This window comes from Iodobacter sp. BJB302 (assembly GCF_002735645.1).
In the GTDB taxonomy this organism is placed as follows: Bacteria; Pseudomonadota; Gammaproteobacteria; order Burkholderiales; family Chitinibacteraceae; genus Iodobacter.
On record NZ_PDZG01000020.1, the window covers coordinates 31451 to 57236 of the forward strand.

25 protein-coding genes are annotated in these 25786 nt (G+C 49.1%); 12 read left to right on the forward strand and 13 right to left on the reverse strand.

The window, feature by feature from the left end; all coding sequences use genetic code 11:
• Positions 1 to 21 precede the first annotated feature (21 nt).
• Together CSQ88_RS08675 and CSQ88_RS08680 are read right to left on the reverse strand one after the other, a co-directional pair.
• Positions 22 to 1599: a pyridoxamine 5'-phosphate oxidase family protein gene (locus CSQ88_RS08675; RefSeq protein ID WP_099397715.1), complete on the reverse strand. Its 1578-nt coding sequence runs from the start codon at positions 1597 to 1599 to the stop codon at positions 22 to 24.
• A gap of 202 nt (positions 1600 to 1801) precedes the next feature.
• Positions 1802 to 2485 carry a glutathione S-transferase family protein gene (locus CSQ88_RS08680; protein ID WP_180273596.1) on the reverse strand — a complete coding sequence of 228 codons (684 nt, stop codon included), beginning with the start codon at positions 2483 to 2485 and terminating at the stop codon, positions 1802 to 1804.
• A gap of 79 nt (positions 2486 to 2564) precedes the next feature.
• Here CSQ88_RS08680 and CSQ88_RS08685 point away from each other — a divergent pair, with 79 nt between their 5' ends.
• Positions 2565 to 3449, forward strand: coding sequence for a LysR family transcriptional regulator (locus CSQ88_RS08685; RefSeq protein WP_099397717.1), 885 nt, complete (start codon positions 2565 to 2567; stop codon positions 3447 to 3449).
• Positions 3450 to 3484: 35 nt separating this feature from the next.
• Here the strand turns inward: CSQ88_RS08685 and CSQ88_RS08690 are convergent, their stop codons facing one another.
• Together CSQ88_RS08690 and CSQ88_RS08695 are read right to left on the reverse strand one after the other, a co-directional pair.
• Positions 3485 to 3892 carry a DoxX family protein gene (locus tag CSQ88_RS08690; protein ID WP_099397718.1) on the reverse strand — a complete coding sequence of 136 codons (408 nt, stop codon included), beginning with the start codon at positions 3890 to 3892 and terminating at the stop codon, positions 3485 to 3487.
• 257 nt (positions 3893 to 4149) lie between these two features.
• Positions 4150 to 4971 (reverse strand): SDR family NAD(P)-dependent oxidoreductase, encoded by an 822-nt coding sequence (locus tag CSQ88_RS08695; RefSeq protein WP_218963044.1) that lies wholly within the window; start codon positions 4969 to 4971, stop codon positions 4150 to 4152.
• A gap of 40 nt (positions 4972 to 5011) precedes the next feature.
• Between CSQ88_RS08695 and CSQ88_RS08700 the strand changes: the two genes are divergently transcribed.
• From CSQ88_RS08700 to CSQ88_RS08720, 6 genes are all read left to right on the forward strand, one after another.
• Entirely contained in the window at positions 5012 to 5890 is an 879-nt protein-coding gene (locus tag CSQ88_RS08700) for a LysR family transcriptional regulator (RefSeq protein ID WP_099397720.1), read from the forward strand.
• 23 nt (positions 5891 to 5913) lie between these two features.
• Positions 5914 to 6060 (forward strand): hypothetical protein, encoded by a 147-nt coding sequence (locus tag CSQ88_RS22950; protein ID WP_180273597.1) that lies wholly within the window; start codon positions 5914 to 5916, stop codon positions 6058 to 6060.
• 362 nt (positions 6061 to 6422) lie between these two features.
• Positions 6423 to 6995, forward strand: a complete 573-nt coding sequence (locus tag CSQ88_RS08705) for a TetR/AcrR family transcriptional regulator (RefSeq protein WP_180273598.1) — start codon at positions 6423 to 6425, stop codon at positions 6993 to 6995.
• 2 nt (positions 6996 to 6997) lie between these two features.
• Positions 6998 to 7894 (forward strand): alpha/beta fold hydrolase, encoded by an 897-nt coding sequence (locus CSQ88_RS08710; RefSeq protein WP_099397722.1) that lies wholly within the window; start codon positions 6998 to 7000, stop codon positions 7892 to 7894.
• A gap of 59 nt (positions 7895 to 7953) precedes the next feature.
• Entirely contained in the window at positions 7954 to 8373 is a 420-nt protein-coding gene (locus CSQ88_RS08715; RefSeq protein ID WP_099397723.1) for a hypothetical protein, read from the forward strand.
• A gap of 12 nt (positions 8374 to 8385) precedes the next feature.
• Complete coding sequence (locus CSQ88_RS08720; RefSeq protein ID WP_099397724.1) at positions 8386 to 9675, forward strand: nucleotide disphospho-sugar-binding domain-containing protein; 1290 nt, start codon at positions 8386 to 8388, stop codon at positions 9673 to 9675.
• A gap of 180 nt (positions 9676 to 9855) precedes the next feature.
• Here the strand turns inward: CSQ88_RS08720 and CSQ88_RS08725 are convergent, their stop codons facing one another.
• Positions 9856 to 10392: a carboxymuconolactone decarboxylase family protein gene (locus CSQ88_RS08725; protein ID WP_099397725.1), complete on the reverse strand. Its 537-nt coding sequence runs from the start codon at positions 10390 to 10392 to the stop codon at positions 9856 to 9858.
• A 128-nt stretch (positions 10393 to 10520) separates the two neighbouring features.
• Here CSQ88_RS08725 and CSQ88_RS08730 point away from each other — a divergent pair, with 128 nt between their 5' ends.
• Entirely contained in the window at positions 10521 to 11420 is a 900-nt protein-coding gene (locus CSQ88_RS08730; protein ID WP_099397726.1) for a LysR family transcriptional regulator, read from the forward strand.
• 336 nt (positions 11421 to 11756) lie between these two features.
• On the opposite strand, the gene CSQ88_RS08740 is transcribed toward CSQ88_RS08730, so the two are convergent.
• Positions 11757 to 12383: an SDR family oxidoreductase gene (locus CSQ88_RS08740; protein WP_099397728.1), complete on the reverse strand. Its 627-nt coding sequence runs from the start codon at positions 12381 to 12383 to the stop codon at positions 11757 to 11759.
• A gap of 112 nt (positions 12384 to 12495) precedes the next feature.
• Between CSQ88_RS08740 and CSQ88_RS08745 the strand changes: the two genes are divergently transcribed.
• Complete coding sequence (locus tag CSQ88_RS08745) at positions 12496 to 13059, forward strand: LysR family transcriptional regulator substrate-binding protein (protein ID WP_257212532.1); 564 nt, start codon at positions 12496 to 12498, stop codon at positions 13057 to 13059.
• Positions 13060 to 13088: 29 nt separating this feature from the next.
• Here CSQ88_RS08745 and CSQ88_RS08750 read toward each other — a convergent pair whose 3' ends face one another.
• The 5 genes from CSQ88_RS08750 to CSQ88_RS08770 all read right to left on the reverse strand — a co-directional run bounded on the left by CSQ88_RS08750 (position 13089) and on the right by CSQ88_RS08770 (position 19373).
• A complete protein-coding gene (locus CSQ88_RS08750; RefSeq protein WP_143449447.1) occupies positions 13089 to 13862 on the reverse strand; it encodes a transporter substrate-binding domain-containing protein in 774 nt (257 codons plus the stop codon).
• Positions 13863 to 14043: 181 nt separating this feature from the next.
• Positions 14044 to 15111: a type II asparaginase gene (locus CSQ88_RS08755; RefSeq protein ID WP_099397731.1), complete on the reverse strand. Its 1068-nt coding sequence runs from the start codon at positions 15109 to 15111 to the stop codon at positions 14044 to 14046.
• 153 nt (positions 15112 to 15264) lie between these two features.
• Entirely contained in the window at positions 15265 to 16197 is a 933-nt protein-coding gene (locus tag CSQ88_RS08760; protein ID WP_099397747.1) for a dihydroorotate oxidase, read from the reverse strand.
• Positions 16198 to 16743: 546 nt separating this feature from the next.
• Positions 16744 to 18360 (reverse strand): flagellin, encoded by a 1617-nt coding sequence (locus tag CSQ88_RS08765; protein WP_099397732.1) that lies wholly within the window; start codon positions 18358 to 18360, stop codon positions 16744 to 16746.
• A 197-nt stretch (positions 18361 to 18557) separates the two neighbouring features.
• Positions 18558 to 19373 carry an arylamine N-acetyltransferase gene (locus tag CSQ88_RS08770; protein ID WP_099397733.1) on the reverse strand — a complete coding sequence of 272 codons (816 nt, stop codon included), beginning with the start codon at positions 19371 to 19373 and terminating at the stop codon, positions 18558 to 18560.
• Positions 19374 to 19787: 414 nt separating this feature from the next.
• Between CSQ88_RS08770 and CSQ88_RS08775 the strand changes: the two genes are divergently transcribed.
• Positions 19788 to 20927 (forward strand): alanine--glyoxylate aminotransferase family protein, encoded by a 1140-nt coding sequence (locus CSQ88_RS08775; RefSeq protein WP_099397734.1) that lies wholly within the window; start codon positions 19788 to 19790, stop codon positions 20925 to 20927.
• 65 nt (positions 20928 to 20992) lie between these two features.
• Here the strand turns inward: CSQ88_RS08775 and CSQ88_RS08780 are convergent, their stop codons facing one another.
• Complete coding sequence (locus CSQ88_RS08780; RefSeq protein WP_099397735.1) at positions 20993 to 22459, reverse strand: sodium:alanine symporter family protein; 1467 nt, start codon at positions 22457 to 22459, stop codon at positions 20993 to 20995.
• Between the two features lie 308 nt (positions 22460 to 22767).
• On the opposite strand from CSQ88_RS08780, the gene CSQ88_RS08785 reads away from it, so the two are divergent.
• Positions 22768 to 23565, forward strand: coding sequence for a 2OG-Fe(II) oxygenase (locus CSQ88_RS08785; protein WP_099397736.1), 798 nt, complete (start codon positions 22768 to 22770; stop codon positions 23563 to 23565).
• Positions 23566 to 23572: 7 nt separating this feature from the next.
• Complete coding sequence (locus CSQ88_RS08790) at positions 23573 to 24970, forward strand: pyridoxal-dependent decarboxylase (protein WP_099397737.1); 1398 nt, start codon at positions 23573 to 23575, stop codon at positions 24968 to 24970.
• Positions 24971 to 25004: 34 nt separating this feature from the next.
• Here CSQ88_RS08790 and CSQ88_RS08795 read toward each other — a convergent pair whose 3' ends face one another.
• Positions 25005 to 25754, reverse strand: coding sequence for an ABC transporter substrate-binding protein (locus CSQ88_RS08795; protein WP_099397738.1), 750 nt, complete (start codon positions 25752 to 25754; stop codon positions 25005 to 25007).
• Between the last annotated feature and the right edge of the window lie 32 nt (positions 25755 to 25786).

The following is a 25786-nucleotide window of genomic DNA, read 5'->3' on the forward strand; positions in this document are numbered from 1 at the left end:
TTCCTAGATGAATGATTGAAATTACAAATCGAGCTCCAGTCGCGCTGATTTTGCCCGCGACACGCAAATACACATCAGCCCGGCGCGTTCACGCTCGTTTTGATTCAGCGCGTTATCTCTATGGTCGACGTCGCCACTGAGTACTTTAACCGCACAGGTGCCACAGTTACCCACGCCACAATCCGATAGCGTATCAATGCCGGCCGCTTGTACTGCGGCTAATACGGTTTGATCTGCTGCAATCGGAATAATCCGCTGCGAGCGGCGCAGTACCACTTCAAACGGCGTATTGCCTGCGTGCGGCGCCGCAGCAAAGCGCTCAAAGTGAATTCGCCCGGCGGCCATATTGAGCATGGCGGCAGTATCTTGTACTGCGCTCATTAAACCGGATGGTCCACAGGCATACACTGGGGATGTATCGCTGGCCGATTTCAGTATTTGGGTAATATCGGGGATTTGGCCTTCGTCTTGAAAATAACTCGTCATTTGCCCCGCTAAATCGCGCAGCAAACGATCGCCATAGGCCATATCGCGGCGGCTGCGGGCGGCATAGTGCAAATGAAATGCACGACCTTGTGCTTTCAGAGTTTGTGCCATTGCTTTGATTGGCGTAATGCCGATGCCGCCCGCAATCAGAATGGCCGGAGCGTCGCTGTCACTTAGCGCAAAATCATTCTGCGGCAGGCCACAATGCAGCGTCATACCCAGCTGATAATGTTGATGTACAAAGCTTGAGCCACCTTGGCCCTCAATCTGTTGTAGCACCGCAATCTCATAAATATCGCGGCGGGTAGGGTTCGAGGCAATGGAGTAATTACGCACGCTGGTTTGGCCATTTTTCAATATTACTGGCACTTTTAAGTGCGAACCGGCCGTTACAGCGGGCAAATCTTCACCAGTTGGGTGGCGCAATTCATACGCACGCACTTGTGGCGTTAGCTGGCGAATGCCACTAATGATCAGTTCCAGCGGGCCTTCGCCCAATTTCGTGATTGGCGCAGATGCAGCAGGTTTGGCCTGCAATGCTTTCAGTTCGGCTTGCAGCGGTGCGATCAGTTGCTCGATATCGGCATCGGTGTGGCGAGGTGTAATGTGCTGTGGGCAATTCCAATCCCACGCCTCGACGGTAATCACCATTGCCCGTTCGATGCGGGCACGGTAGGCTGGATCTTCCAGTGCGGCGATGAGTTCGGGATTTTCTAACTCGTGCACAATGCGCACTCGCCCCCAGATTTTGAGACGACGACGGTTGGGATAATCCATCAAAATAATCGAAACTTTATCGTTGGCATTCAGATTACCGACTGATAAATACTGCACATTGCCACGAAAATCGGCAAAGCCCAGCGTATTGGCGTCGAGCACTTTCAAGAAACCCGCCGGTCCACCGCGATGCTGCACGTATGGCCAGCCATTTTCACCGACGGTTGCCATATAAAGACTATCGCGCGCGGCGATAAACTCAGCTTCGCGTTCTGTCATCTCACTGCGTGTATCTTCGGCCAGCTCAAAGCCACGATTGCTATCACGGCTGTGATAACGGGTCTGGGCAGCTTTAACACTGTCAGTAAAAGTAATGGCGGCAAAAGCGCGTGGCATGATGAAACTCCTCTACGTACGCAAACATCGATCTGATGTCATGAGTATGTCTTGATTAGCATCAATGGAGAATCACCACAATATTAAATTTATTGTTTCGCTAAGTGGAATGAATCAAATGAACTCATTGATAACTGCAGGGGTTTCTTCTGTGTATTTGAATGTGTCGTTTAGAAGTAAATCCCCATTGTTTTATGCGGGATCAATCTGTGCTCAACGCCCTATCGTTGATGCGTAAGCTTAACGCAGAGTGTCTGTTTTTAAGAAAAGTACTCAACAACTGTGGATACTCCGCGACCACGGCTTGCTGTACGGATGGGCGCAATGCTAAGGCTTGCCGCCAGGTTTGAATCGGCAGGAGTCCTGCCAGCAGGTCCGTATATCCAATTGCATCAAACGCATCCAAATAACGGAAAATTGGCGCAAATACGGCATCGATCATGCTGAAATTTTGGCCCGCGAAATACGGACCTTCGCCCAGTGCCGCGTTGATTTGCGAGAATTTCTGCTGTAGTTGGATCGTCTTTTGCTGCAATATCGCTTCATCTTTGGCCGAATAAAATCCGGCAATATCAGTCAAAATCGCCGAGCCTAGCTCCATCCAAGCGCGGTGCTGAGCGCGTAGCAACGGCTCACTCGGATGCAGCAGCGGCGTATGGGTTTCATCCAGATACTCACAAATGACTGCCGATTCAAAAATTGATACCTCTCCCACTTGTAATACGGGCACTTTCCCTAGTGGTGAAATTGCTAAAAACCATTCTGGTTTGTTGGCTAAATCAATATTTTTCCGCTGAAAAGAAATGCCTTTTTCTAATAAAACAATTGCAGCGCGTTGTACGTATGGGCATAGCAAATGGCTAACTAAAGTGAGTGGCTGAGACATGATGAATTCCTTGTTATCTAGGGTTTTAAGCTAGTGTAGACTTGCTAAATTGCACTGAAAATAAGCAGGGTTGCAGACTATGAATGCAAAAACGCAATATCATTTAGCTAGCCAAGATCTGGAGTTTTTACTTGCAGTCACGCGGGGCGGTACCTTGGCTGCGGCGGCAGAACGGTTGGCCGTTGATGCCTCAACCGTATTTCGTACCATCCAAAGAATCGAAAAAGGCCTTGGTCAACGCTTGTTCGAGCGTAGTAAAACGGGCTATTTCCCAACTGAAATGGCACAAATCCTAGCGGGACACGCTGAGCAACTTGAAATCGCGCTGGAATCAGCGCGCTCGGCGGCACAATTGCAGCCCGAAGACGTTGCTGGCAGCGTACGCATTACCACCACCGATTCGATTTTGCATGGTTTAGTCGCCCCCGCGCTCAATACGCTGGCAACATTACATCCACTGCTGAGTTTTGATTTGCATACCGGCAATGAGCTGGCCAATTTAAGCCGGCGCGATGCTGATATCGCTATTCGTGCCACTCGCAAACCACCACTGCATTTGGTTGGCAAGCACCTTGGTTCCCTAAAAATAGCGCTGTATGCAGCAGAGAGCAGCCCCTGGCAGGATTTGACTGCTGCCATTAGCCACCATGCTGCGTGGATTGCCCCTGACGATGCATTGCCAGATCACCCATCCGTAATTTGGCGAAAAAAACACTATCCAAAACTGATGCCGCGCTACCGTGTCAACAGCATCCTTACAGTGTTGGAATTGATTGAACGAGGAATGGGAGTGGGTTTGGTACCGACATTTTTAGCAGCGTCGCGGCCTGATTTACGTCCATTAACGGGTGTTCTGGATGAGTGTGCTACTGATCTCTGGCTGCTCACTCACCCAGAATCCCGCCATCTGCGCCGTGTCGCTGCGGTGTTTAGTCATTTGGCGCAAAACATTCAGCTTGACTGATTTATTTCGTGCCTTAGTGGGTGCTTGTCACTGAATCAGTTAAGCAGAAAATGATGACTGCGTTTGAGTGTTAACACACCATCGGCCTGCAAATAAATAACGATGGATACCAAACAAAGAAATAATGGATATTCCCAGCCACCACCCGCGCTGGTGTGAACCCAGCCATTGGGCAGATGTACCCATGTTGCAACGGCCATGATCGGCAATAACAGCAATGCAATTTGTCGCGCATAAATGCCGAGTACCAGTGCAAGCCCGCCAAAGAGTTCCATCGTAAAGATCAGATACGCAAGGTTTGCTGGCAAACCAAGACTTGCAAAATACTGCGCGGTGCCCGGCAAGGTAAATACAAATAGTTTGAGTAAGGCATGGGCAATCCACATTACGCCAAAGCTGATGCGTAACAGGCTGTTACCAAGAAGTTGTGATTGAGTATGCATTGCAAATCTCCATAGATTGGGTTTGGAGTTGCAGTATCTCATTGCACTATTGCATTAAACATAAGCAAAAAAACAACCATACATTGCAATGACGCAATCAATAACATTCAGCTTGTTTATGATCCGGCGTTGCCTTGCAATGGACTGGGTCTATTGCAAGGGTATCGATTGTCAGCGGATATCAATGGTTTCAATACGTTACTAACTTGCGAGAAAGTTAGTAACGTTATCGTTGCAGAAAGCTTAATCTGTAAGCCTTAAATTTGTGTCAATCCTCCGTCTGCACTTAGTTCAATACCGTTGACATAGCTCGCTGCTGCGGAAGCTAAAAATAATACCGCAGCAGCAATTTCATCGGGCTGCGCCATTCGCCCGGCAGGCGCTGCGTCGGCCAAATAGGCTGAAAATTGAGCTATTTGTTCATCATTCATTTTCAAACCATTTTCCATAATCGGTGTTCTGGTGACACCTGGACTGATTGCGTTGACCCGAATTTTCCTGCCTTTTAAATCATTCGCCCATGAGCGGGCAAACGAGCGCACTGCTGCTTTTGATGCACTGTACAAACTCAAATTGGGCATTCCTTTTTGTGCGGCTACTGAGGCGTTGAGTACAATATTGCCTCCGTGATTCAGCAGTGGCAGTAAGGTTTGCACGGTAAAAAATACACCTCTGACATTGGTATCAAAAATGCTGTTGAAGCTGGTTTCGTGGGTTGTGCCTAAGCTGTTGTTATGTGCCACGCCCGCGTTGGCAAAAATAACGTCAAGTGTGTCGCCGTGTTCAGCAATCGTTGTTTTAAGTTGTTCAATTTGCGCCAAATCGGCCACGTCGGCGACGACGCCAACAGCGTTTTGACCCAATACTGAAACAGCACTTGCGAGTTTATTGGCGTCGCGTCCGGTTATATACACGCGTTTGGCACCATGTGCCCAAAAGGCTTGGGCACTGGCTAAGCCAATCCCGGAAGATGCACCGGTGACCAGAATGGTTTTGTTGTGGAAAGGCTGTGCTGAGTTCATGCTGAGACCACTGAAAAGGGAAGACCGTAGTATTGCAATCTTTGATTGATGCAACAATCTGGTTAATACTCATGACACTACTGAATTTAGTTCATCAATGAAAACCGATCTGAATGATTTAAACGCTTTTGTACGCGTAGCTCAATGCGGCAGTTTTCGCCAGGCGGCGCAAGAATTGCAGCTCACGCCATCGGCATTGAGCCATACCCTGCGCAAATTAGAACAAGCTCTTGGCGTTCGTTTACTCAGTCGAACTACGCGCAGCGTGAGTCCAACGCAGGCTGGCGAGCAATTGCTGCTGCGCTTAAGCCCTGCGCTGGGCGAGATTACACAGGCGATAGAGGGGCTGAATGAGCTGCGGCAACAACCCGCCGGACGAGTAAGATTAAATGTACCGCGTGCCGCCGCACAATTACGTTTAGCGCCCAAACTCGCCGAATTCCGGCGGCAATACCCGGATATTGAGCTGGAAATTGTCTGCAATGATGCGCTCGTCGATATTGTTGCGGAACGCTTTGACGCAGGGATTCGTTTTGGTGAGCGTGTGCAGCAAGACATGATTGCGGTGCGGCTGGGGGAGGCGATTCATTTTACCGTGGCGGCAGCACCAGCTTATTTGGACGCTTATGGAGTGCCCGGGACGCCAGCGGATTTATTGACGCATCAGTGTTTGCAAATTCGCTTTCCAAGTGGCGTGCATTATCAGTGGGAATTTGAACAAGGCGGGCAAACACTCACCGTCGCAACACGGGGAGCGCTGATTAGCGATGATTTGGCTTTGCTATTGCGTGCGGCTGTTGATGGATCGGGAATGTGTTATTGCTATGACGAGATGCTGGCGCCGCTGGTCCAAGCTGGACAATTACAATACGTACTCAGTGCATGGTCGCCAGTGCCAGAATATTTTTATTTGTATTATCCGAGTGGCCGCAATATGCCTGCAGCTCTGCGCGCTGTCATTGATTTTTTTAAGTGAGCGGCTGGTTTCAGGAAAATTGAATGAATTGTCGTAATGTTCATGGACAAAGCCTGTTAGTTGAATCGCTAGTCCATCATTGTAAGCTGCAGTTTAGTAAATGCCGCCAGAGCGTTTCGCAAGTCATTGCAGCGGTGCAGATTACGCAAAATCGCTTCACGACCCTGTGATTGATGCGTCTTCAAAACATTGCGCCAACTCCATCGTTAACGCTTCACTGCGCACAGTGTAGCGTTGAACGTCACAACAGGTTTGCTTACTAGCAACTGATGCTGCCGTGCTGAAATAAAAATCCTGCCTGTAGCCATTGAACGCCTCCTGCGTTGAATCTCCCTCACAATACAACATGTCTCGCAAAGCAAGGGTGCACAGATATTTTGCAACTGCGATGTGTTTTACTTGCAAGCAATTCAATCTTCAATTAAATTATTGAACATTGTTCAATTTTAAACGTCGTCCATTAATGATGAATTCCCATACAGACATAGCAGCCCCCTCAATTGGGCGCCGCGAGCGCAAGCTGGCACAAACAATGCAGCATATCGTCACATGTGCCTGGGCGTTATTTAACAAATATGGTTTTGAGTCGGTGACGATGGATGCGATTGCCACCGCAGCCGATGTCGCGCGCGGGACGTTGTACAAACATTTTCCGGTCAAAGAAGCATTGATTGCACATCGCTTTCGTCAAGATCAGCTTCAGCATCAAGCCCTGGTGCAAGAGGCCGCATTGGCTGCGCCTTCGATTAAAGCGGCGTTTTTGACCGTATTGCAATTAGAAGCCGCGTATGCCGAAAGGATGCGATCTTTTATTGCGCCCTATGTGTTCTACCGCCTCAGTCATGCGCAAGAGAATGCCAATCCATTTGAAAACGACAGCTTTGCGCCACTGGCTCTGCAGCTGCTACAGCAGGGGCAAAGTGATGGCGTAATTTCGCGCGACATCACTGCACGCACGCTGGCCGAAAATTTGATCTTTTTGCGCTTGGCAACAATGTTGCGCTGGCTACGCGAACCGAATGCACTGCTGGCCGATTTATACGCCGAAATGCTGCACGCATTTTTTCATGGTGCGGCATCCCGTACGACGACACTTGGAGAATAATCATGGTGGCATTGGGTAAAAAATGGTTGGCTTTTAAAAATGCACTACTGCAAAAAGCCCTCAGCGCAGAAGCACTTGCGGCCGGGTTAAGCCGCAAAGAGATTCGGCTCAGCTTTGGTGAAGTGGCCTATTTTGAAAAAACAGGTACACCAAACGGGCGAACCTTGGTGTTGCTGCACGGCGCAGGTGCGGATAAAAACAGTTGGTGTCGTTTTGTCAAATACTTATCGGCAGCAGACCGGGTGATTGTTCCCGACTTGCCCGGCCACGGCGACAGCGTACAAAGCCTGTCGCTCAGCTACACCATTGCAGAGCAATCCAAATATCTGCATGAATTACTCACCCAGCTCAGCGCGCCCAAAATATACCTGGCAGGTCATTCAATGGGAGCAACAATAGCAATATGCTACACGCATATGTATCAAAATTCAGTGCAATCACTGGTTTTGATTGATGCTGGCGGTGTCGAACGTACCCCGAGTGAAATGCGGCTGAAAATCGAGCGTACCGGCATTCATCCGATGATGGCGATTGAAAACGTGGCCGATTACAAACGGCTGGTTCGCTACGGAATGAACAAGCCACCTTACATTCCCAACTTTTTTTTGAAGTTACTGGCCGCCGACAAAATCAGCCGTCGCGCTATCGAGCAGAAAGTCTTTAACGATCTGCTGATCGATTTAGACCAGACCCACATCCTGCCGGCACTACGACTGCGAACATTGATTATCTGGGGCAAACTCGACCGTATTGCGAATGTGGATGACGCCGATTTGCTGCACGAGCAAATCCAGAACAGCGAAAAAGTTATCCTCGATGACATCGGACATGTGCCAATGGTCGAAGCACCGCAAGCAACCGCTTTGCGATGTAATGCATTTTGGGCGGTGATGAATTAACAGTATCGTTCAAGCCAGCTTAAACTTTCACTCAATTTCACTCACGATCTGGAGACATCATGAACCGCCCGCTACTCCTTGCAACACTACTAGCTATTTTCACCGCCGCCTTGCATGCCTTCGGTGGCACCTTACAAATTGAAGGCCCCTTATTGCATTCGAATATGCCTCAAGAAGTGAGTCTGATGTTATTTGCATGCTGGCACTTTGTGACTGTGGCACTCACCCTGACGGCGATTGCACTCGGGCTCGCGGCAAGAAAACCAAACACAAAATCGATGGCGACAGTCACGCTGATCTCCTGTTTATGGCTCAGTTTTGGCACCATTTTTATTCTCATCGATGTGTTGTATGCGGGACCGCACATGCTATTGCAACTGCCGCAATGGATTTTATTGCTGCCAGTGGGGTTGCTGGGTTTATGGGGCGTAAGTAAGGCAAATCATCAGCAGCGCACTCCTTTGCCAACTAATATTTAAGAGTTATCAGCCATGTCTGATTCAAACCACTATCTCGTGATCAGCGTCGGCTCAACTGGCGACATTCACCCCTTTATGTCGCTCGCTCATGAATTGCAGGTATTGGGTCGAGCCGTTACCTTTATTGCGCCAAGCTACCATGCGGCGCTGGCAGAGGGGGCCGGACTACCCTTTGTTGGTTTAGGCAGCGATGAAGAATACCTGCGTTTACTGGCTAATCCAGAAATCTGGGATCCCAAAAAATGCTTCGCTGCGCTGCTTGGCAACTATAGCGATGCACTGAGGCAAATGGACGTTGCGATTCGGTCATTGGCTTTAGCAGACAACAAAGTCATCATTGCCCATCCATTTGCAATACCGGCCGCCGCTATCGCCCGTGAACAAGGCTACGTGAAATCAATCGTTGCGGTCTACTTGGCACCTTCGAATCTAAAAACTTGCCACGATCCACTGACAATTGGCCCTGTGTCAGTACCATCATGGGTGCCGATGAGTTGGCGGCGGGCGTACTGGAATTTTGTCGAAAAAGGCTGGATCGATCCCGTTTCAGTGAGCCAGATCAATGCTGTGCGTGCACCTCGGGGCTTGCCGCCGGTGAGCTCATTACTTTCGCACATCGCTGAGACTCCCGATTTATCACTCACACTGTTTCCTGCTTGGTTTGCAGCACCTGCGCCCGATTGGCCTGGCCCGTTGATAATGGGTGATTTCCCCGTCTTTGAGGCCAATGCACAAGCAGAACTATCTGCTGAATTATCGGACTTTCTCGCAAACGGCGAAAAACCGCTGGTATTCACCGCAGGTACAGCCAATCTTCACGCCGGCAAATTCTTTGCCTGTGCACTCGCCGCGACTCAGCGCCTCGGACGACGCGCTATTTTTCTTAGCAAGGACCGCCAGCAAATTCCAGCGTCTTTGCCTGATTCAGTACTGTGGCAAGTCTATGTGCCCTTAGCAAAACTGCTGCCGCATGCAGCAGTGCTGATTCATCATGGTGGGATCGGCACCACAGCGGAAGCACTTCGCGCAGGCATCCCGCAATTGATCATACCGTTTGCATGGGATCAATTTGATAATGCGGCGCGGCTTGTGGCACTCAGCGCGGGCAAAACATTGTCAGCGCGACAACTCACGCCGCGTAAACTTGCACGCAGTCTTGACGTGCTTTGTCACGCAGATCACATCAAAACACAATGCATGCAGCTGGCTAAACACTTTAATCTGCCGCACCGTCCCGTCGCGCTATGCCAGGCAATTGAGCTTTATCTGTTGCAAAAAAAATCAGAGTTAAGCGATAACTGAGCTTAAACGTCTGCAGGGCACCCAAAGCTAGGCACGGTTGGAGAAAATTGGCATCGAAAGTGCAGAACACTTATACGTTGCCGGTGCATTTGAGGTTTATGCCTGGCTGCATCAGGGGGCGAACGTTTCGCTCAGTCATGCGGCACCTGCACAGGGATGCATTGCCGCATGACTTAAAAGTTAAGCCAATGTGACTTTTGGAAAGTCGATTTCAAGGCGGCTGGCTTTACCCAATATATTGGTCAGGATATTCATGCCGACATGGGTAATGATTTCGACGATGTCGCCATCAGTAAAACCGGCATTACGCGCTTCGATCAGTTCGGCAGTAGTGATGTCACCGTTGTGTTCGGCCAGTGAGCGCGCTAATTTCACTGCGATGGCGGCTTTGGCGTCCTGGCTGGTACCGGAACGGTTGGCAGCGATTTCATCGCCATTCAACCCGGCTTTGCTACCAATTGCGGTATGGGCAGAAAGGCAATATTCGCAAGAATTTTGCTGCGCCAAAGCCAATGCAATGCGCTCCCGAGTTTGCAAATCCAAGCTGCCGCCGTTGGCGATGCCATGAAGGCCGAGGAAAGAACGAAGTGCCACCGGTGAATTGGCAAACACTTTTAAGAAGTTTGGTACGATGCCCAATTGAGCGTGAATTGCGTCGAACAATGCTTGTTGTTCGGCCGTGGCAGTTTCAGTAGTAACGACGTTAATGCGGCTCATGGTGTGTTTCCTATTTAGTTAAGTGGTTCGCTGTGTTGCCAGCGAATGAATGCATTGTGCCGAACGCCACTTGAAAGAAGAATGCTCATGCATAACAATAGATTGTTGCTAAATTTGGAATAAAAGCCATGGATCGATTTCATCAAATGAGCGTGTATGTGGCGGTGGCTGAAACGGAAAGTTTTGCTGCCGGAGCGCGCAAACTCGGCATGTCGCCACCGGCGGTGACGCGGGCTGTTGCGGCGCTGGAAGAAGATTTAGGAGTGAAGTTACTTAATCGGACCACGCGTTATGTGCGGGCAACCGATGCAGGTTTGCGCTATCTGGACGATGCACGGCGGATTTTGGCTGAAGTGCAAGAGGCCGATGAAGTTGCCGCTGGGGTGAATGCGGAGCCGCGTGGGCATTTGGTGGTCACCGCGCCTGTTTTGTTTGGCCAGCAGTTTGTGATGCCAAGTGTGGTGGGATTCTTGCGGCGTTATCCGGATGTAGACGTGTCTGCGCTGTTTCTGGATAGGGTGGTGAATATGCTGGAAGAAGGCGTGGATGTGGGTATTCGTATTGGTCCCTTACCAGATAGCTCGATGCGGGCAATACGGGTGGGGCAAGTGCGGCGTGTGTTGTGTGCATCGCCAGAATATTTAGCGCAACAGGGCATTCCCAATACGCCGAATGATTTGCTCAAACACCAAATTGTGGCGGCCAGCAGCATCAGCCCGACCATCGAATGGAAATTTGGCGACGATGACGCCAATAAGACGATTCGCATTAAACCGCGGCTAACGGTGACGAGTAACGACGGTGCGATTGCCGCAGTGCGCCATGGTGCGGGGATTACCCGTTTATTGTCGTATCAAGTGGCAGGATTACTGCAGAGTGGCGAATTAAAAACCGTGCTTGGCGAGTTTGAGGCCAAACCTTTACCGATTCATATCGTGCATCGTGTAGGTCGGCATGGTTCAGCCAAGATACGTGCCTTTGTCGATTTTATGGCGCAGGCATTGAAAGTAAATAGTGCATTGAATTGATGCGCAGCTGTAACGGCTGCAGGATGCAATCAGGTCTGATGAAGGCCACTACCTGATGGCTAACAGCCTTTTGATTTTAAAAGCCGGCATCAATAGATCCGCCATTGCAGACATACTTCAGCTTTGGTTTGAGGTGTGAAAATGCCTGCTTGCCATGGTGCCATATGAATGCAAAAGTAAACTTCATTAATATGATTAAAATCGCCGTATATATACGAAAATATAAAGCGAAAATAATGGCCCAATTAAAGATAAATTTGGCCATTATTTTTTATAGCTTATCTATTTTTCACCCTTGATAAGGTAGTGGCCTTTAGTTTTGAAGCGGCGATTAATTTACGCAGGCTGGCGTGTTGCTGCTAATACAATTTCCCGCACACACACATTTTGTGGCTGATGATAAGCATAGCTAATCGCCTCTGCGATATCTGTTGCGGCCAATACGCCGCCCATGCCGTCTTTCCATTCTTCGTAACCGGCTTTGATATCCTCATTCGTTGTATGGCTGAGCAGTTCGGTTTCAACGGCACCCGGCGCAATGGTAATCACGCGCACATCGCTGCCAGCTACTTCTTCACGCAGGTTTTCTGAGATGGCATGTACGGCAAACTTACTGCCGCAATAGGCCACATGGCTGGGGAAAGTTTTACGGCCAGCAATCGAGCTGATATTGATAATGGTGCCGTGCTTGCGTGCCACCATGCCTGCCAGCACCGCATGAATGCCATTGAGCAGGCCTTTTACGTTGACATCAAACATGCTGTCCCATTCGGCCGGGTTTTGCTTGCTCATCTCGCCTAATAACATCATGCCCGCATTATTAATGATGCCATCGGCAGGGCCAAACTGTGCTTCAGCTTCTTGCACCGCAGCCAGCAGCGCGGCGCGATCGGTAATATCCACTGCTTTGCACAGGGTGTTAGGTAAGTTTAAGGCTTGCAGGCGATCTGAGCGACGCGCCAGTAATAAGAGCGGATAGGCTACCGAAGAGGCGCGGCTTTTATATCCGCAAGCACGGCGTCTGGTTGATCAGGCTGCGGCGCTCAGCGAGCAGTTTCGTCAGCGTCAGCAGCGCATGCCGCTGGAGCTGGGAATTGATGATGATTTGGGGGAGAGCCAGATTGAGCGTTTTCTGAGCAAAGCGGCGCAAGCTTCACGGGCCATTTTGCTCAATATTCAGGCAGGTTGCTGTGGCGATGCCAGGCTGGCTGCGGAGGAGTCTCGCTGTGAAGATGAGCTGTTTTTGCCGCTGTGGGAAGAAGCTTTTGTTCTGGCGCTGCCTGGCGGGCATCCCTTACTGGCAGAGCCTTTGCTGGAAATGGCACATCTGGCGCAAGTCGGGTGGATTAGCTGCCCGACGCATTCATCGCATCAAAGGTTATTGGCTTTACATGGGGAAAACAGCCTGGGACTGAACTTTGCGGCGCAGGCGGGAAGCCTTACCCTGGCTGCCCGTATGGTTGCTGCAGGCTTAGGAGTGGCGCTCTTGCCTGAATCCTTGCTGGTGGATCATCCCCGGATCTGCATTCGCCCCCTCTCTGGCCCCTATTTAACGCGGCGTGTGGGCTTGTGCTATGCAGCGCAAGCTTTGGAAATCCCTGCGGTGCAGGCATTACACGCTTTTTTGCAAAGTGATTGATTAAAATAATAATGGCGTGCCCATGCACGCTAGGGTTGCCAGTCCTGATAGGGCTTATGGACTTTGATATAGGCTTTTTGTAGTTCACCACTGGCACGAGCGGCGGCGATAGCTTTGCTTAATGCATTGTTTACAAAATCGCCACGCTGATTGCAGGATAAAAACAGCACATCCGGATAATCATCAAAATGTGCACGGTGGATTTGATTGAGTTTGAATTTTTTAATAATGTAATCTGCTTCTTCCTGAGCCCAGATGAGTGCATCAATTCGCCCTGCATTTAGTTTTTTGAGCGATTGCTCTAAATTAACGACGCTTTTAGTTGAAAACCCCCAATTAACGGGTGGTGCTTCAATTGAGTATTTGGCGAGATTGGCTACTTTTAAAATATCTTCTTTGGTTAGTGGTTTTTTGCTGAATGTATAAAGCACAAAACTGACTTTTCCCAGCATTTCTTTTGAAAACTGATAGGGCGTATAGTTATCTGCGCCTTCACTGATTTTCATAATTGGGAATCGAAAGTCGGCATTTTTATTATTGGTATCAAGATAAACCCGTTTTACCGGCTCGATGCTGATGCTGATCTTGCCTTCCGGATAATATTTATTGATGGTTTTTAATAAACCAGGGAAAGGGCCGGTCTCTGCATTTTCTAAAATTTCGGGCAAAAAAACCGCCACGCCATGGATATCAGGATTGTTGATGGGCAGGTTGTCAGGGGTGATTGTGCCATTACAGGCAAGGGCTGATCCTGCTGCTAATCCTATTGCAAGCAGCCCTGTTTTAAATCGCATTCTAACCATGGCAGCACCCTCAGTCGTTCTCCTGATTGATCTTAGTGCATCATGCCGGTTTATTTAATTTGTCATTTTAAAAGCGGATGGTTTTCATTTTTTGCCCATAAAAAATGCGGCCTTAATAAAGGCCGCATTTTTATACTCATAAACACACTTTGCTACATGAAATGCAGCAGATGCTGTTTGCTTAGTAAGTGTAGAACATGCGTTGAATTTCTTTGCTGTCTTTGGTTTTAGTCAGCGCCAGCATCAGCAGGATGCGGGCTTTTTGTGGGGTAAGGGTATCAGATACGGTGAAGTCGGTTTTGTCATCGTCATTCTCGCCGCCACGTACAGTCGGGCCATTGCCTGTGCGGGATGAGCGATTAATGTGGATGCCTTTCTGACGCAGCTCGGTCAGGCGGGTGCGAACCGGAGTGGATAAACTGCCATCCCCTGTGCCTGCATAAACAATACCCACATCGCCAGCAGCGGCAAAGGCATCAATTGCAAGGGTGTTGGCATTGGCTGAGCCGTAAGCAATATCCACGGCAGGTAGGGTTTCCAGCTTGCTTACATCGAATTCTGTTTCGCTGGTGTGCTTACGGGTGCTGCTGCGGTAAAACTTGGCCTGACCCGATACCATATAGCCTAGGCTGCCCAGCTCCGGCGCTCTGAAGGTGTGGCCTGTGATGGTGTTGGTTTTGGTGACATCGCGTGCGCCCTGAATTTCATCATTCAAGGATACCAGGACACCCTGGCCAACGGCTTCTTTGCTGCCTGCCAGTGCCACTGCATTATAAAGATTGATCGGGCCGTCAGCGCTGATCGCTGTGGCAGGGCGCATTGCGCCAACGATCACCACAGGTTTTTTGCTTTTAACAACCAGATTCAGAAAATAAGCGGTTTCTTCGATGGTATCGGTGCCGTGGGTAATAACCACGCCGTCCACATCGGATTTTTTCAGTACTTCATTCACGCGCTTGGCAAGCTTCAGCCAGTGTTCATTGCTCATGTTTTCGCTGGCGATCTGAAAAACTTGTTCGCCTTTTACCTGCGCTACTTTTTGTAATTCCGGCACGGCTTCAATCAGGCGTTCCACACCAATTTTAGCTGCGGTGTAACCCACAGTTGTGGTGCTGGTTGCACCCGTACCTGCAATGGTGCCGCCGGTTGCAAGGATCATGACATTAGGAAGTTTGTCTGCTGCATTTGCAGTAAAAGCGGCACAAATAAGGGTAAGGGTAAGACCCGTTTTAACGCATTGATTAAGCATGCCTTTCTCCAGACTGGGGCGCAGTCAAGTGTTTGACTGCGTTGACCCATTGATAGGTTACTGCAGATTTACAGTGATTGAAGATGATGCTCTGGTAAAGAGGCAGGCGTATATGGATAGAATACCTGATGGGGAAATCCATTACTCAGCCGTTTAAAGTGTCTTTAATTTCCCCTGAAATTCCCGGATTGTTTTGTATCCCTTTTCTTGCATGATCTGGGCCAGTTCGGCTTTGAGGCGTACAAAAATTTCTGGCCCCTGCTCATACAGAGCGGTGCCTACCTGCACAATACTTGCACCCGCTAATAAATGCATAAAGACATGTTCACCGGTATTGACACCCCCGCAGCCAATAATTGACTTTTTAGGGCAGCGCTGGTGAAACGCGTTTACATTGGCCAGTGCCGTAGGTAAAACGTATTCCCCGCCTATACCACCAAAGCCTTGCTTGGGTTTGATCAGTACGGTTTCGCTTTCCATATCAATCATCAGGCCATTACCAATTGAATTAATGCAGGTAATGAAATTGACTTTTTCATAGCGGTTCAGGATATCGGCTACTTCATCAAAATGAGCGATATCAAAATAGGGTGGAAGTTTCACGCCAAATGGGCGTGAATAAGCCGAGCTGATTTCTGCCAGAATAACATCGAGTGCATCAAAATCGTAGGCAATTTGCGCCTTGCCCGGCACATTAGGGCAGCTTAAATTGAGCTCTAATAATGCGGGGGTATAGGCATCCTGTATTTGCGCAACAATGGTTAAATTATCGTCCAGCGTTAATCCGGCCACAGAAAAGAAGAGTGGTTTATTTTCATAATCATGCCGCTCGGCATAATCCAGGTAATATTGATGCCCTTCATTGGGTAGCCCCATAGAGTTAATGCTGCCCATGGTCAGGGTATGGTAGCGGGGCTCAGGGTTGCCATCGCGGCGCAATAAGGTGCAGCTTTTTGTAACCATTGCGCCAGCTTCACTCTCTGCGAGCGCATGAAGCTGACTGTTTACATTGCACCAAACGCCGGACGCGTTCATGAGCGGTGCGGTCAGTGGGCGTCCAAGGAAAAAAGTTGAGAGGTCGAGCATGGTCGGCATCCGCAGGTGTTTATGTTGGAGCAATCATAAAATAGGGATTTGATAAAGAGTGTGCGCGATATCAAGAAATGTGGCGAATTGCGCTTATTTTTAATTGGCTGCGGCTGGTTTTTTAGCTTTTTTGTTAATTGTTAACAATTAAAACAAGGGGAAGTCATTTTTATGATGTGGATCACGGTGTGATGAGGCAGGGAGATGTGGCGAAAATGGATTGAATTGATTTTGCTGAATTTAAAATGTGCGTTTCAATGTGTATGACATGGGGGTGGTGGCGGGTCTGCATTTAAGGAAGTAAGCATTTGATGTAAGAAATAACAATCGGCTTGATAAATACACTGTTAAATAAAATGAATAGGGCCAATACGCTGTTTGTGATGGCTCATTTGTGATTTATTAATCTTTATGATGGTTTGCTTATATGTTTTTCAGCTTGCGCGGATCAGACTTGGGCCGCTCTTTTGGCCTGATGCAGGATTGGCCACTTATGTGCCCGATTACATATGGGCTATTGGGCTGGATTGCATTTTTACGGGGCATTTATAAGCTTTTTAATAAACTCAGGATTAAATTAGGCATGGCATTGGCAGCGGCCAACATGGCGTTGCCAACCTGCATCAGAATTTGCGAGCGGGTAAAAGCGGCGATTTCTGCGGCCATATCCGCATCCCTGATCCTGCTGCGGGCGGCGCTGGTGGTTTCTATACTGTTATCGATATAAGCTAGGGTAAAGGCGATTCGGTTTTGAAATGCGCCAAGGCTGGAGCGCTGCTGATTGAGCGTATCCAGCGCCTTGTCGGCCATGATCATGGCTAAGGCTGCGTTTTGGGCGCTGGAGACATCGAGGCCTGAAACGGCGCTGAGTCTGGGGCTGAGCGTGCTGCCGGGCTGCAGTGTGCCGCTGCTGCCGCCGTCATACAATACGCCATTTCTGATCGACAGCGTGCTGTCGGTCTGTAAGGAATAAGCCGTGTTGCTGTTTAAAGCCACCTGCCCGGCAAAGCTAATGCTGCCTGAGCTGGATAAGTTGTAGGGCGGGCTGCCAAGTAAGGATTCCGTCATGCGCGGGCTGTTACCCAGGGATGTGGCGGGGTCGTAATTCCAGACCGAGACCGCAGCACCAAAGCCGCTGGCCGCACCAGAGTTGGATGCCAGTACAATATGATTGCCATCGCTGTTATTTAATTTAATTCCCCATGCTGCATTGCCGCTGGCGTTTTTAAATTCGGTCAGCTGAGCCAGAACACCGGTCTTTGATGATTTAGCATTAAAGGCGCTGATGGCGCTGGCGTATTCATCGCGATCAATTACGCCATTATTGTTTTCATCCCTTACATTAAAATTAACGGCGCTAAAGTTACAGGATTTTGATGCCACGGTTAATTCATAGCTGCCCGAACCCAGCGATAAAATGGTTTCAGTGCGGGCGCTGGCCGTGACGCCGGTATTGGCCTGATTGATTTTGGTCGCAATGGTTCGGGCAGAGTCAGACTCATTTAAGCTGATGCTGCGGCCGTTGAGTTGTAGTGTGCCACTGCTGAATACGGCGCCACTGACGGTGCTGATCGTGCCTGTCATGCCATCTGTGCAGCTGAGCGTGCCGGTGCTGGCCTCGCTCCATGCTGGCGTGCTGCTGCCGATGGTGTAAGCGCCATATTGATCTGTACGCAGATTAGTTAAGCGGGTGTTCAGGGTGTTCCCGGCATTGGGGCCAATCTGATAAGACATGATGGGGGATGAGCCATCGAACAACTTTTGGCCGTTAAATTCGGTGTCCCGGGCGATGCGGTCCAGCTCCTCAAGCAGCTGAGTCACTTCGGCATTCATCGCCCGCCGGTCCGATGCCGAGTTGCTGGCATTGACCGATTGCACCGCTAACTCCCGGATGCGCTGCAAAATATCGATCTGCTGGGTGAGCGCGCCTTCGCCAGTTTGCGCCATCGAAATGGCATCGCTGGCATTTCGTCTGGCCTGCGTTAAGCCCCGGATTTTGGCGCTCATTCTTTCAGAGATTAACAGCCCCGCCGGATCATCTTTGGCGCTATTGATACGCAAGCCGGATGATAAACGCTGAAGAGAAGTATTCAGCGCCGTCTGTGTTTTTTCCAGATTGCGCTGCACCATTAGCGCGGCCACATTGGTGTTGATGATTTGCAAGGCTAATCCTGAGCTTTTGGCTAAGCTTGCCTCAGGACTAATGCATCGGCATGCAATCAGAAAGCTTTAGGCTATCTGTCTGCTGTTTTAAGCATGGTACTGGCTATCTTTTAGCCTTAAGGCTGGAATCAATCCCTTGCTGTTAAAGTCTCATTGGCCGCCGCGCATTTATGAGCTGGCTGAATGAGACTGTAACGTTAATTATTCACCAAGCTGCTGATCTTCCGGGGGGCTAACAGGGCCGCCACCTGGGCATTGCCGGGAAGCTGCATTTGAAATAGTCGCAGTAAGCACCGGCGATATTCTGCCACGTCTTCGATATGGTGCAGTGTGCGATGGCTATTTTTACTTTGAATGACGCAATCATTCGAAATGGTATTGCGCCCCTCCGCCGTTGCGATTGAGCAAACTGATTTTTGCGTAAAATGTGAAGCAGGGGAGGTTTGCTGATAGATACACATTTCTGCAAAATCACTAATGTCGTATGCATTTAATGTGAATTGGTATTGCGGTTTGTATTCCTGATTACTTTTTTTCTGCATCACGGTATAGGTCTGATCGTTTTGCATGATTTGGTAAGCCGCATTATTGTTTTTTTGCGGATGAACAAGCAGAGGCGTTTGAAATGAATCGCCAAAACCAACATCGGCAATATATTGCTGCTGATCCAGGGTAATCAGCAGAAGCAGATGATCGAATGCTGGCCCATAGCTTTTACCATTAAATACTTGAGCGGAAATCAGCTGAGTGCTAAAGCCAAGCGATGCAAGCAGGGCAAGAAACAGATAATTTAGCTCATAACAAAATCCGCCCCGTTTTTTTAATATGACTTTATCAAACAGGGCGGGAAGGTTTAAATCAATAGCAATACCCAAGTGAATATCCAGATTTTCAAAAGGAATATGCCGCATATGGGCTTGATGCAGGGCGGTGAGCGTGGGCAGACCGGCGGCCATGCTGCCGGAATAATTGATTCGTTCCAGATAAAGCCTGATTTCCTGATCGTTTAGCATTCACTATCCTCGGATGGATTCTCTTTGCAGGGGTGGTGCCGTTTTGGAGCGGATCAACCCGTATAAACCAATATTCAGGCGCACAAGGATTGTGCTGGCATCCTGTCAAACTGGCAGACTGCTCGTTTAATCTATAAGTTCCTTTACGCTGCAGTGCCGGGGTAAAACCGCTGCTCATACTGAGCCGCGCAAGGCGCAGTATGAGCCTCAGGGGTTTGATACGGAGTTTGAACAAGAGGCATCATCAGTAAACACAGTGTAAGTGTACGCCCAGCGGATGACAGCCTGCTTAAAACCGGGCTTAATCGGGGTGAGTGCCTTGTTTTTTTTGCACTGCAGCAACATAAGTGTTTTCCACCGCCGTAAGTCGGGCTAAAAAGTCCGATAATGCAATGACTCACTACGGAGACTCCCATGCTTACGCCACCGATGATTATGCCTTTTTTCCCTCCGCATCGTATTTTGATGGGGCCGGGGCCTTCTGATATTTATCCTTCTGTGCTGGCGGCATTGTCTAAACCCACCGTGGGCCATTTAGACCCGCTGTTTGTGGGCATGATGGACGAGATTAAAATGCTGCTGCAATACGCATTTCAGACCCAAAACTCAGTCACCATGGCGGTTTCAGCGCCAGGCTCTGCTGGGATGGAAGCGTGTTTTGTGAATCTGGTTGAGCCGGGTGAAACCGTCATTGTTTGCCGTAACGGCGTATTTGGCGAGCGTATGCGCCAGAATGTCGAGCGCCTGGGCGCAATTGCCGTGTTGGTCGATAACGCCTGGGGCGAGCCGGTTAATCCAAATCAAGTAGAAGACGCACTTAAAGCGCATCCTGAAGCTAGGTTCCTTGCTTTTGTGCACGCAGAAACTTCGACAGGGGCTTTATCTGATGCCAAAACGCTTTGTGCGCTGGCTAAAAAATACGATTGCCTGACGATTGTGGATGCGGTGACGTCACTCGGCGGCGTTGAGCTGCGTGTGGATGATTGGGGTATTGATGCAGTGTATTCAGGCAGCCAGAAGTGTTTATCCTGCGTGCCTGGCCTCTCGCCGCTGTCTTTTTCTGATGCGGCTGTGGCTAAATTAAAGGCGCGCAAAACGCCGGTGCAAAGCTGGTTTTTAGATCAAAGCCTGGTGATGGGCTATTGGGGCGATGCCGCAGGCGGCGCAAAGCGCAGCTATCACCACACCGCGCCGGTGAATACGCTGTATGCCTTACATGAATCTTTGCGCTTGCTGGCCAATGAAGGCCTGGAAAAAGCATGGCAGCGCCACAGCGATATGCATCAGCTGCTGCGCCATGGTCTGGAATCTTTGGGCTTAGAGTTTGTGGTGGATAAAGCTTACCGCCTGCCTCAGCTCAATACCGTGCATATTCCTGCAGGCATTGATGACGCGGCGGTGCGCAAGGTGCTGCTGGAAGATTACAACCTTGAAATTGGCGCAGGCTTAGGTGCCCTGGCCGGTAAAGCATGGCGGTTCGGCCTGATGGGCTACGGCGCGCGACGCGAAAATGTTGCCGTGTGTGTACATGCTTTGGCGACAGTGCTGCGCTAAGTTGATTTGTGGGGTTTCCCCAGCTTAAAAACCGACCCTAAGCACAGGGTCGGTTTTTTTTATGCCTAAGCTTTTGGCGCTTCCGGCACTGCTTCAGATTCTGAATGCTTAGCATGCCAGTGCTTAGCCACATTCAGCCCCATAGCCATGGGGTTAAATACCGGATCTTGCTTAAGGCTGAGCTGTTGCTCGTAGTCTTTTAGCGTGGCCAGTGCCGGTTTTTGCAGCGCTAAAATGGCAATGATATTCAGCCAGGCCATCAGCCCAACCCCCATATCGCCCAAGCCCCATGCCAGCTCTGCTGTTCGGATGCAGCCGTAAAACGATACGGCGAGAATGGCTATTTTTAAAACAAAAAATAGTCCGGCAGAAGGGATTTTGCGCGCTAAAAAGGCGATATTGGTTTCGGCAATATAGTAGTAAGCCAAAATCGTGGTAAAGGCGAAAAAGAACAGGGCAATGCCGACAAACATGGAACCAAAGCCGGGCAGGGCTTGCTCTACCGCGGCCTGAGTAAAATCGCTTCCTGCCGTCATGCCTACTAAGCCTGTGAAAACAGCCTGCCCATCGGGAGTCACCACATTGTATTTGCCGGTAATTAAAATCATAAAAGCCGTGGCAGAGCAGACAAAAAGCGTATCGATATATACCGAAAACGCTTGCACCAGGCCTTGTTGGGCGGGGTGTTTAACTTCAGCGGCAGCGGCGGCATGTGGCCCGGTACCCTGGCCCGCTTCATTTGAGTAAATACCGCGTTTTACCCCCCATTGAATCGCCAGCCCCAGCATGGCCCCCATTCCCGCCTCGGTGCCAAAAGCAGAGCGGACAATCAGCATAAAGACATCAGGTAATTGCTGAATATTGAGCAGAATCACCACAAAGGCAATCAGGATATAGCCCAGTGCCATAAAGGGCACCACCACTTGCGCTACATTGGCAATGCGTTTTACTCCGCCAAAAATAATCATGCCAAGTAACAGCACCACGATGGCACCGGTTACGGATGGGCTAAGCCCAAAAGCCGTTTTTAAGCCCGCAGCAATCCCATTGGCCTGCACGCCAGGCATCAGTACCCCGCAGGCAATGACGGTGACACAGGCAAACAGCATGGAATACCATTTCCAGCCTAGGCCTTTTTCAATATAAAAAGCGGGGCCGCCCCGGTACTGGCCTTCGTGTTTTTCGTGATAAATCTGCCCGAGCACCGATTCGATATAAGCCGTGCTGGCGCCTAAGAACGCTACCACCCACATCCAGAAAATAGCGCCCGGCCCGCCAAAAGAGATAGCAGTGGCGACGCCTGCAATATTACCTGTGCCTACCCGGCCGGACAGCGATAAAGACAGCGCCTGAAACGATGAAACACCGGCCGCAGAGGCTTTGCCTTTGAACATCAGCCGAAGCATTTCGCGAATATGGCGAACTTGCATAAAGCGGGTGCGAATCGAAAAATACAGCCCCACGCCCAGACACAAATAGATCAGGGCAGAGCTCCAGATCCAGCTGTTTATCGCATTCACCCATTCTTGCATGGTGTTCTCTCCTGACGCATTTTAAATGCGAAATAGGTCAAAGGGAGGGCTATTGTTAAGCACAATGTAACACTTTGATTACTGGGGCTTCCACCTAGGTAGTCAGCCATGCGTAATGCATATGTCAAATGAGTGGGTGAAGTGGTTATTTCTTTAGCTCTTAAAATAATAATGATTCTCATTACTATTTTAAGTTTTGCGTGCTAGTCTCCGCACAGCTCATGGCGGGTTTTCCTTCTTGCTGGCAGGGCGTGGTCATGGACTTTTTTCAAGCGACTTCGTATTTCAATACATGGGAGTGATGTCTTATGGGGCAAAGAATAGTCAGAGTTGCAAAGAAGCTATCGGCAGATTTAATAGAGGAACTGATTCATGATGATATTGCTGCCGTCCTTATAGAGGGCTATTACCCGGCGCATTTATGCAATTTACTCAGTCAGAATATATTGCGCAGCCAGGATATAGATCCTTATACCCATGAAGTGATTGAAGAGGAAAAACTGCTGCAAAAGTATTTTGGTGTTGATCGTATCGGGATTCCGTTTAACAGCACTTACAATGCCGCTGATCCCGAAGCCATTGATGAATATTATCGCAATGCCAGTGTGCAAATTGAACGGTTACGCGGATATTGTGAGCATTTCTTATCGCCCATTGATAAATTGCGGCTGGAATTAGATGAGTTGTTTATTCCTGGGGCAAACGTTGCCCATTTTGAGCATAAAAAAATGCTGGCCGGTATTGTGCGCATCAGCAGGGCAGAGCAATCTTATTTAAGTGCATCAGAGCCGCATTTTGATGCATTACCCCCTGAATATGCCCAATTAGATGCCCAGCTTGCCGCCAATATTTATTTAAAAGTGCCGGATACAGGCGGTGAATTGGAAATCTGGGATATTCCTGCACTGAGCCCTTTGACCCAGGCTCCGGAGCAATGGCGGGCCCAATTACCTGATCCGGTAAAAATAAAACCCAATCTGGGTGATCTGATTATTTTTAACTGCCGTAAACCGCATGCTATTGGCGCGTTTTTGGGTGAAGACAGAATCACGACGCAAATGTTTATCGGCTATCAGCAGGAAAAATCACTCTTGCTTTGGAATTAGGGGCGATATGATGCAACAAGACTTTAAACAGGCACTGGCCGAGGTCAGCGAATGGATGAATGCGTATCAGCAGAATGTCGCTGATTATCCGGTTGTGGCCGCATTAAATGGCGGCGAGATTTTGCAGCAGATTCCTGATTTTGCCCCCAAAGAAGCTGAGCATTTCTCTGAGATTTTTGCTGATTTTAAAAAAATCATTGTGCCGGGTATCAGCCATTGGCAGCATCCGCAATTTCTTGGGTATTTTCCTTCCAATACCAGCCCGCCTTCGGTATTGGCCGAAATGCTGGTGGCCAGCCTGGGGGTGCAGTGCATGAGCTGGCTGACCTCACCTGCCGCTACAGAATTAGAAATCAGAATGATGGAATGGTTGCGTGATTTATGGGGCTTGCCTGAGGCTTTTTCGGGTGTGATTCAGGATTCCGCATCCAGCTCTACCCTGATTGCACTTTTGGTGGCAAGGGAGCGGGCCACGCAGTTTGCCATTAACCAAGCAGGTGCAGCCGGGCATAAATTAAGCGCCTATTGCTCGTCTGAAGCACATACCTCAATTGAAAAGGCGATCAAAATTGCCGGCATCGGCCTGCAAAACTTAAGAAAAATCCCTGTAGACGAGCAGCAATCCATACGTATTGATCTCTTGCAACAAGCCATTGCAGAGGATATTGAGCAAGGCTTTACGCCGTTTTTTATGGTGGGGGCCCTGGGGACAACAGGCAGTACGGCCGTTGATGATCTGGCGGCGATGGCCAAAATCGCTAAGGCACAACAGATCTGGTTTCATATCGATGCTGCCTACGCCGGATCGGCGCTGATGTTGCCCGAGGTGCGGCAATTGGCTGCGGGTTATACCGAGGCCGACAGCATGGTGGTGAACCCGCATAAATGGCTGCTTTGCAATTTTGACTGCTCAGCGTTTTTTATCCGCGATAAAGAAAGCCTGCTCAAAACATTTACGCTGGGCCTGATTCCTGAATATCTGAAATCTCCCAATAGCACAGGTCAGACTAACTTTATGAATTGGGGCGTGGGCCTTGGGCGGCGGTTCAGGGCTTTAAAACTTTGGTTTGTGCTGCGCTGGTACGGCACAAACGGCTTGAGGGATTTAATTACGCATCATCTTGATTTAAGCGCCAGGCTGGAGCAGTGGGTAAGGCAAGAGCCTCATTTTGAAGTGCTTGCTCAGCGGCATTTTAATTTGCTCTGCTTTCGCTTAAAAGCCAGCGACGAGATCAATATGGAGCTGCTGCGCCGCATCAATGCCAGTGGTAAAGTGTTTATGACGCATACCAAAATCAATCAGCAGCTGGCGCTCAGAATGGTGATTGGCCAAACTGAAGTCAATGAGCAGCATGTGCGGGAGGCCTGGCAGCTGATTAAAAACCTAGCGAAAGATTTAATGTAAATGAAAGGGGCTTTGAGTAAAACAAAGCCCCTTTTTATTGTTTTTTTGCTTCTTGCATGATGCGCTGATACTCGCCGCTCAGTTTTAATTTTTTAAGGCCTTTATTAAATTTATCGGCAATTTCTGCGCCATTTGGGGTTTTTTTAGAAATTAATAAATACACAGGTTCTTCGGCAAAATTTTTGGGGAAAAAGATGATTTTGTCTGCATCTTTAGGGGATAGTGTGGTAGAAATAAGGTATTGTCCTAATATTTTATCTGCAGTAAATAAATCAATTCGTCTGGCAATTAATTTTTTGATGTTGATTTCATCGCTGGGGGCTTCATCACATATAAACTGCTGTTTTTTTCTGGCTGTATCAAAGGCGGCACCATAGCTGTAGCCAATGCTTACGCCTACTTTGTAATTGTTTAAATTACTAAAATCCAGTTGCGTTATTTTTTTATCTTTTAAATGAAAAAAACCATATTGAACAACATCAATCGGATCGCTCAAAATAAAAAGCTGACTGCGCTCCGGTGTTTTAACCCAATAAGGGGTGAGGTCTGCCTCGCCTTTTTTTACCATATCGTATGATCTTTTCCATGGGTAATAAGCGATGGATACCGTCACATTTTCCTGCCTGAACGCTCCCCTGATAATTTTGCTGATAAACCCTTCATTCTGCAGAGATTCAGACAGATAGGGCTGAAACTCGCCACTGGCGATACGAACACGCATTTCAGCGGATTGCGCGCTGCCAGCAGAGATTATGAAAAGCAAAATGGTGAGAAAATAACGCAAGGCCCGCCCCCTTTTGAATCAATATAGCAGTA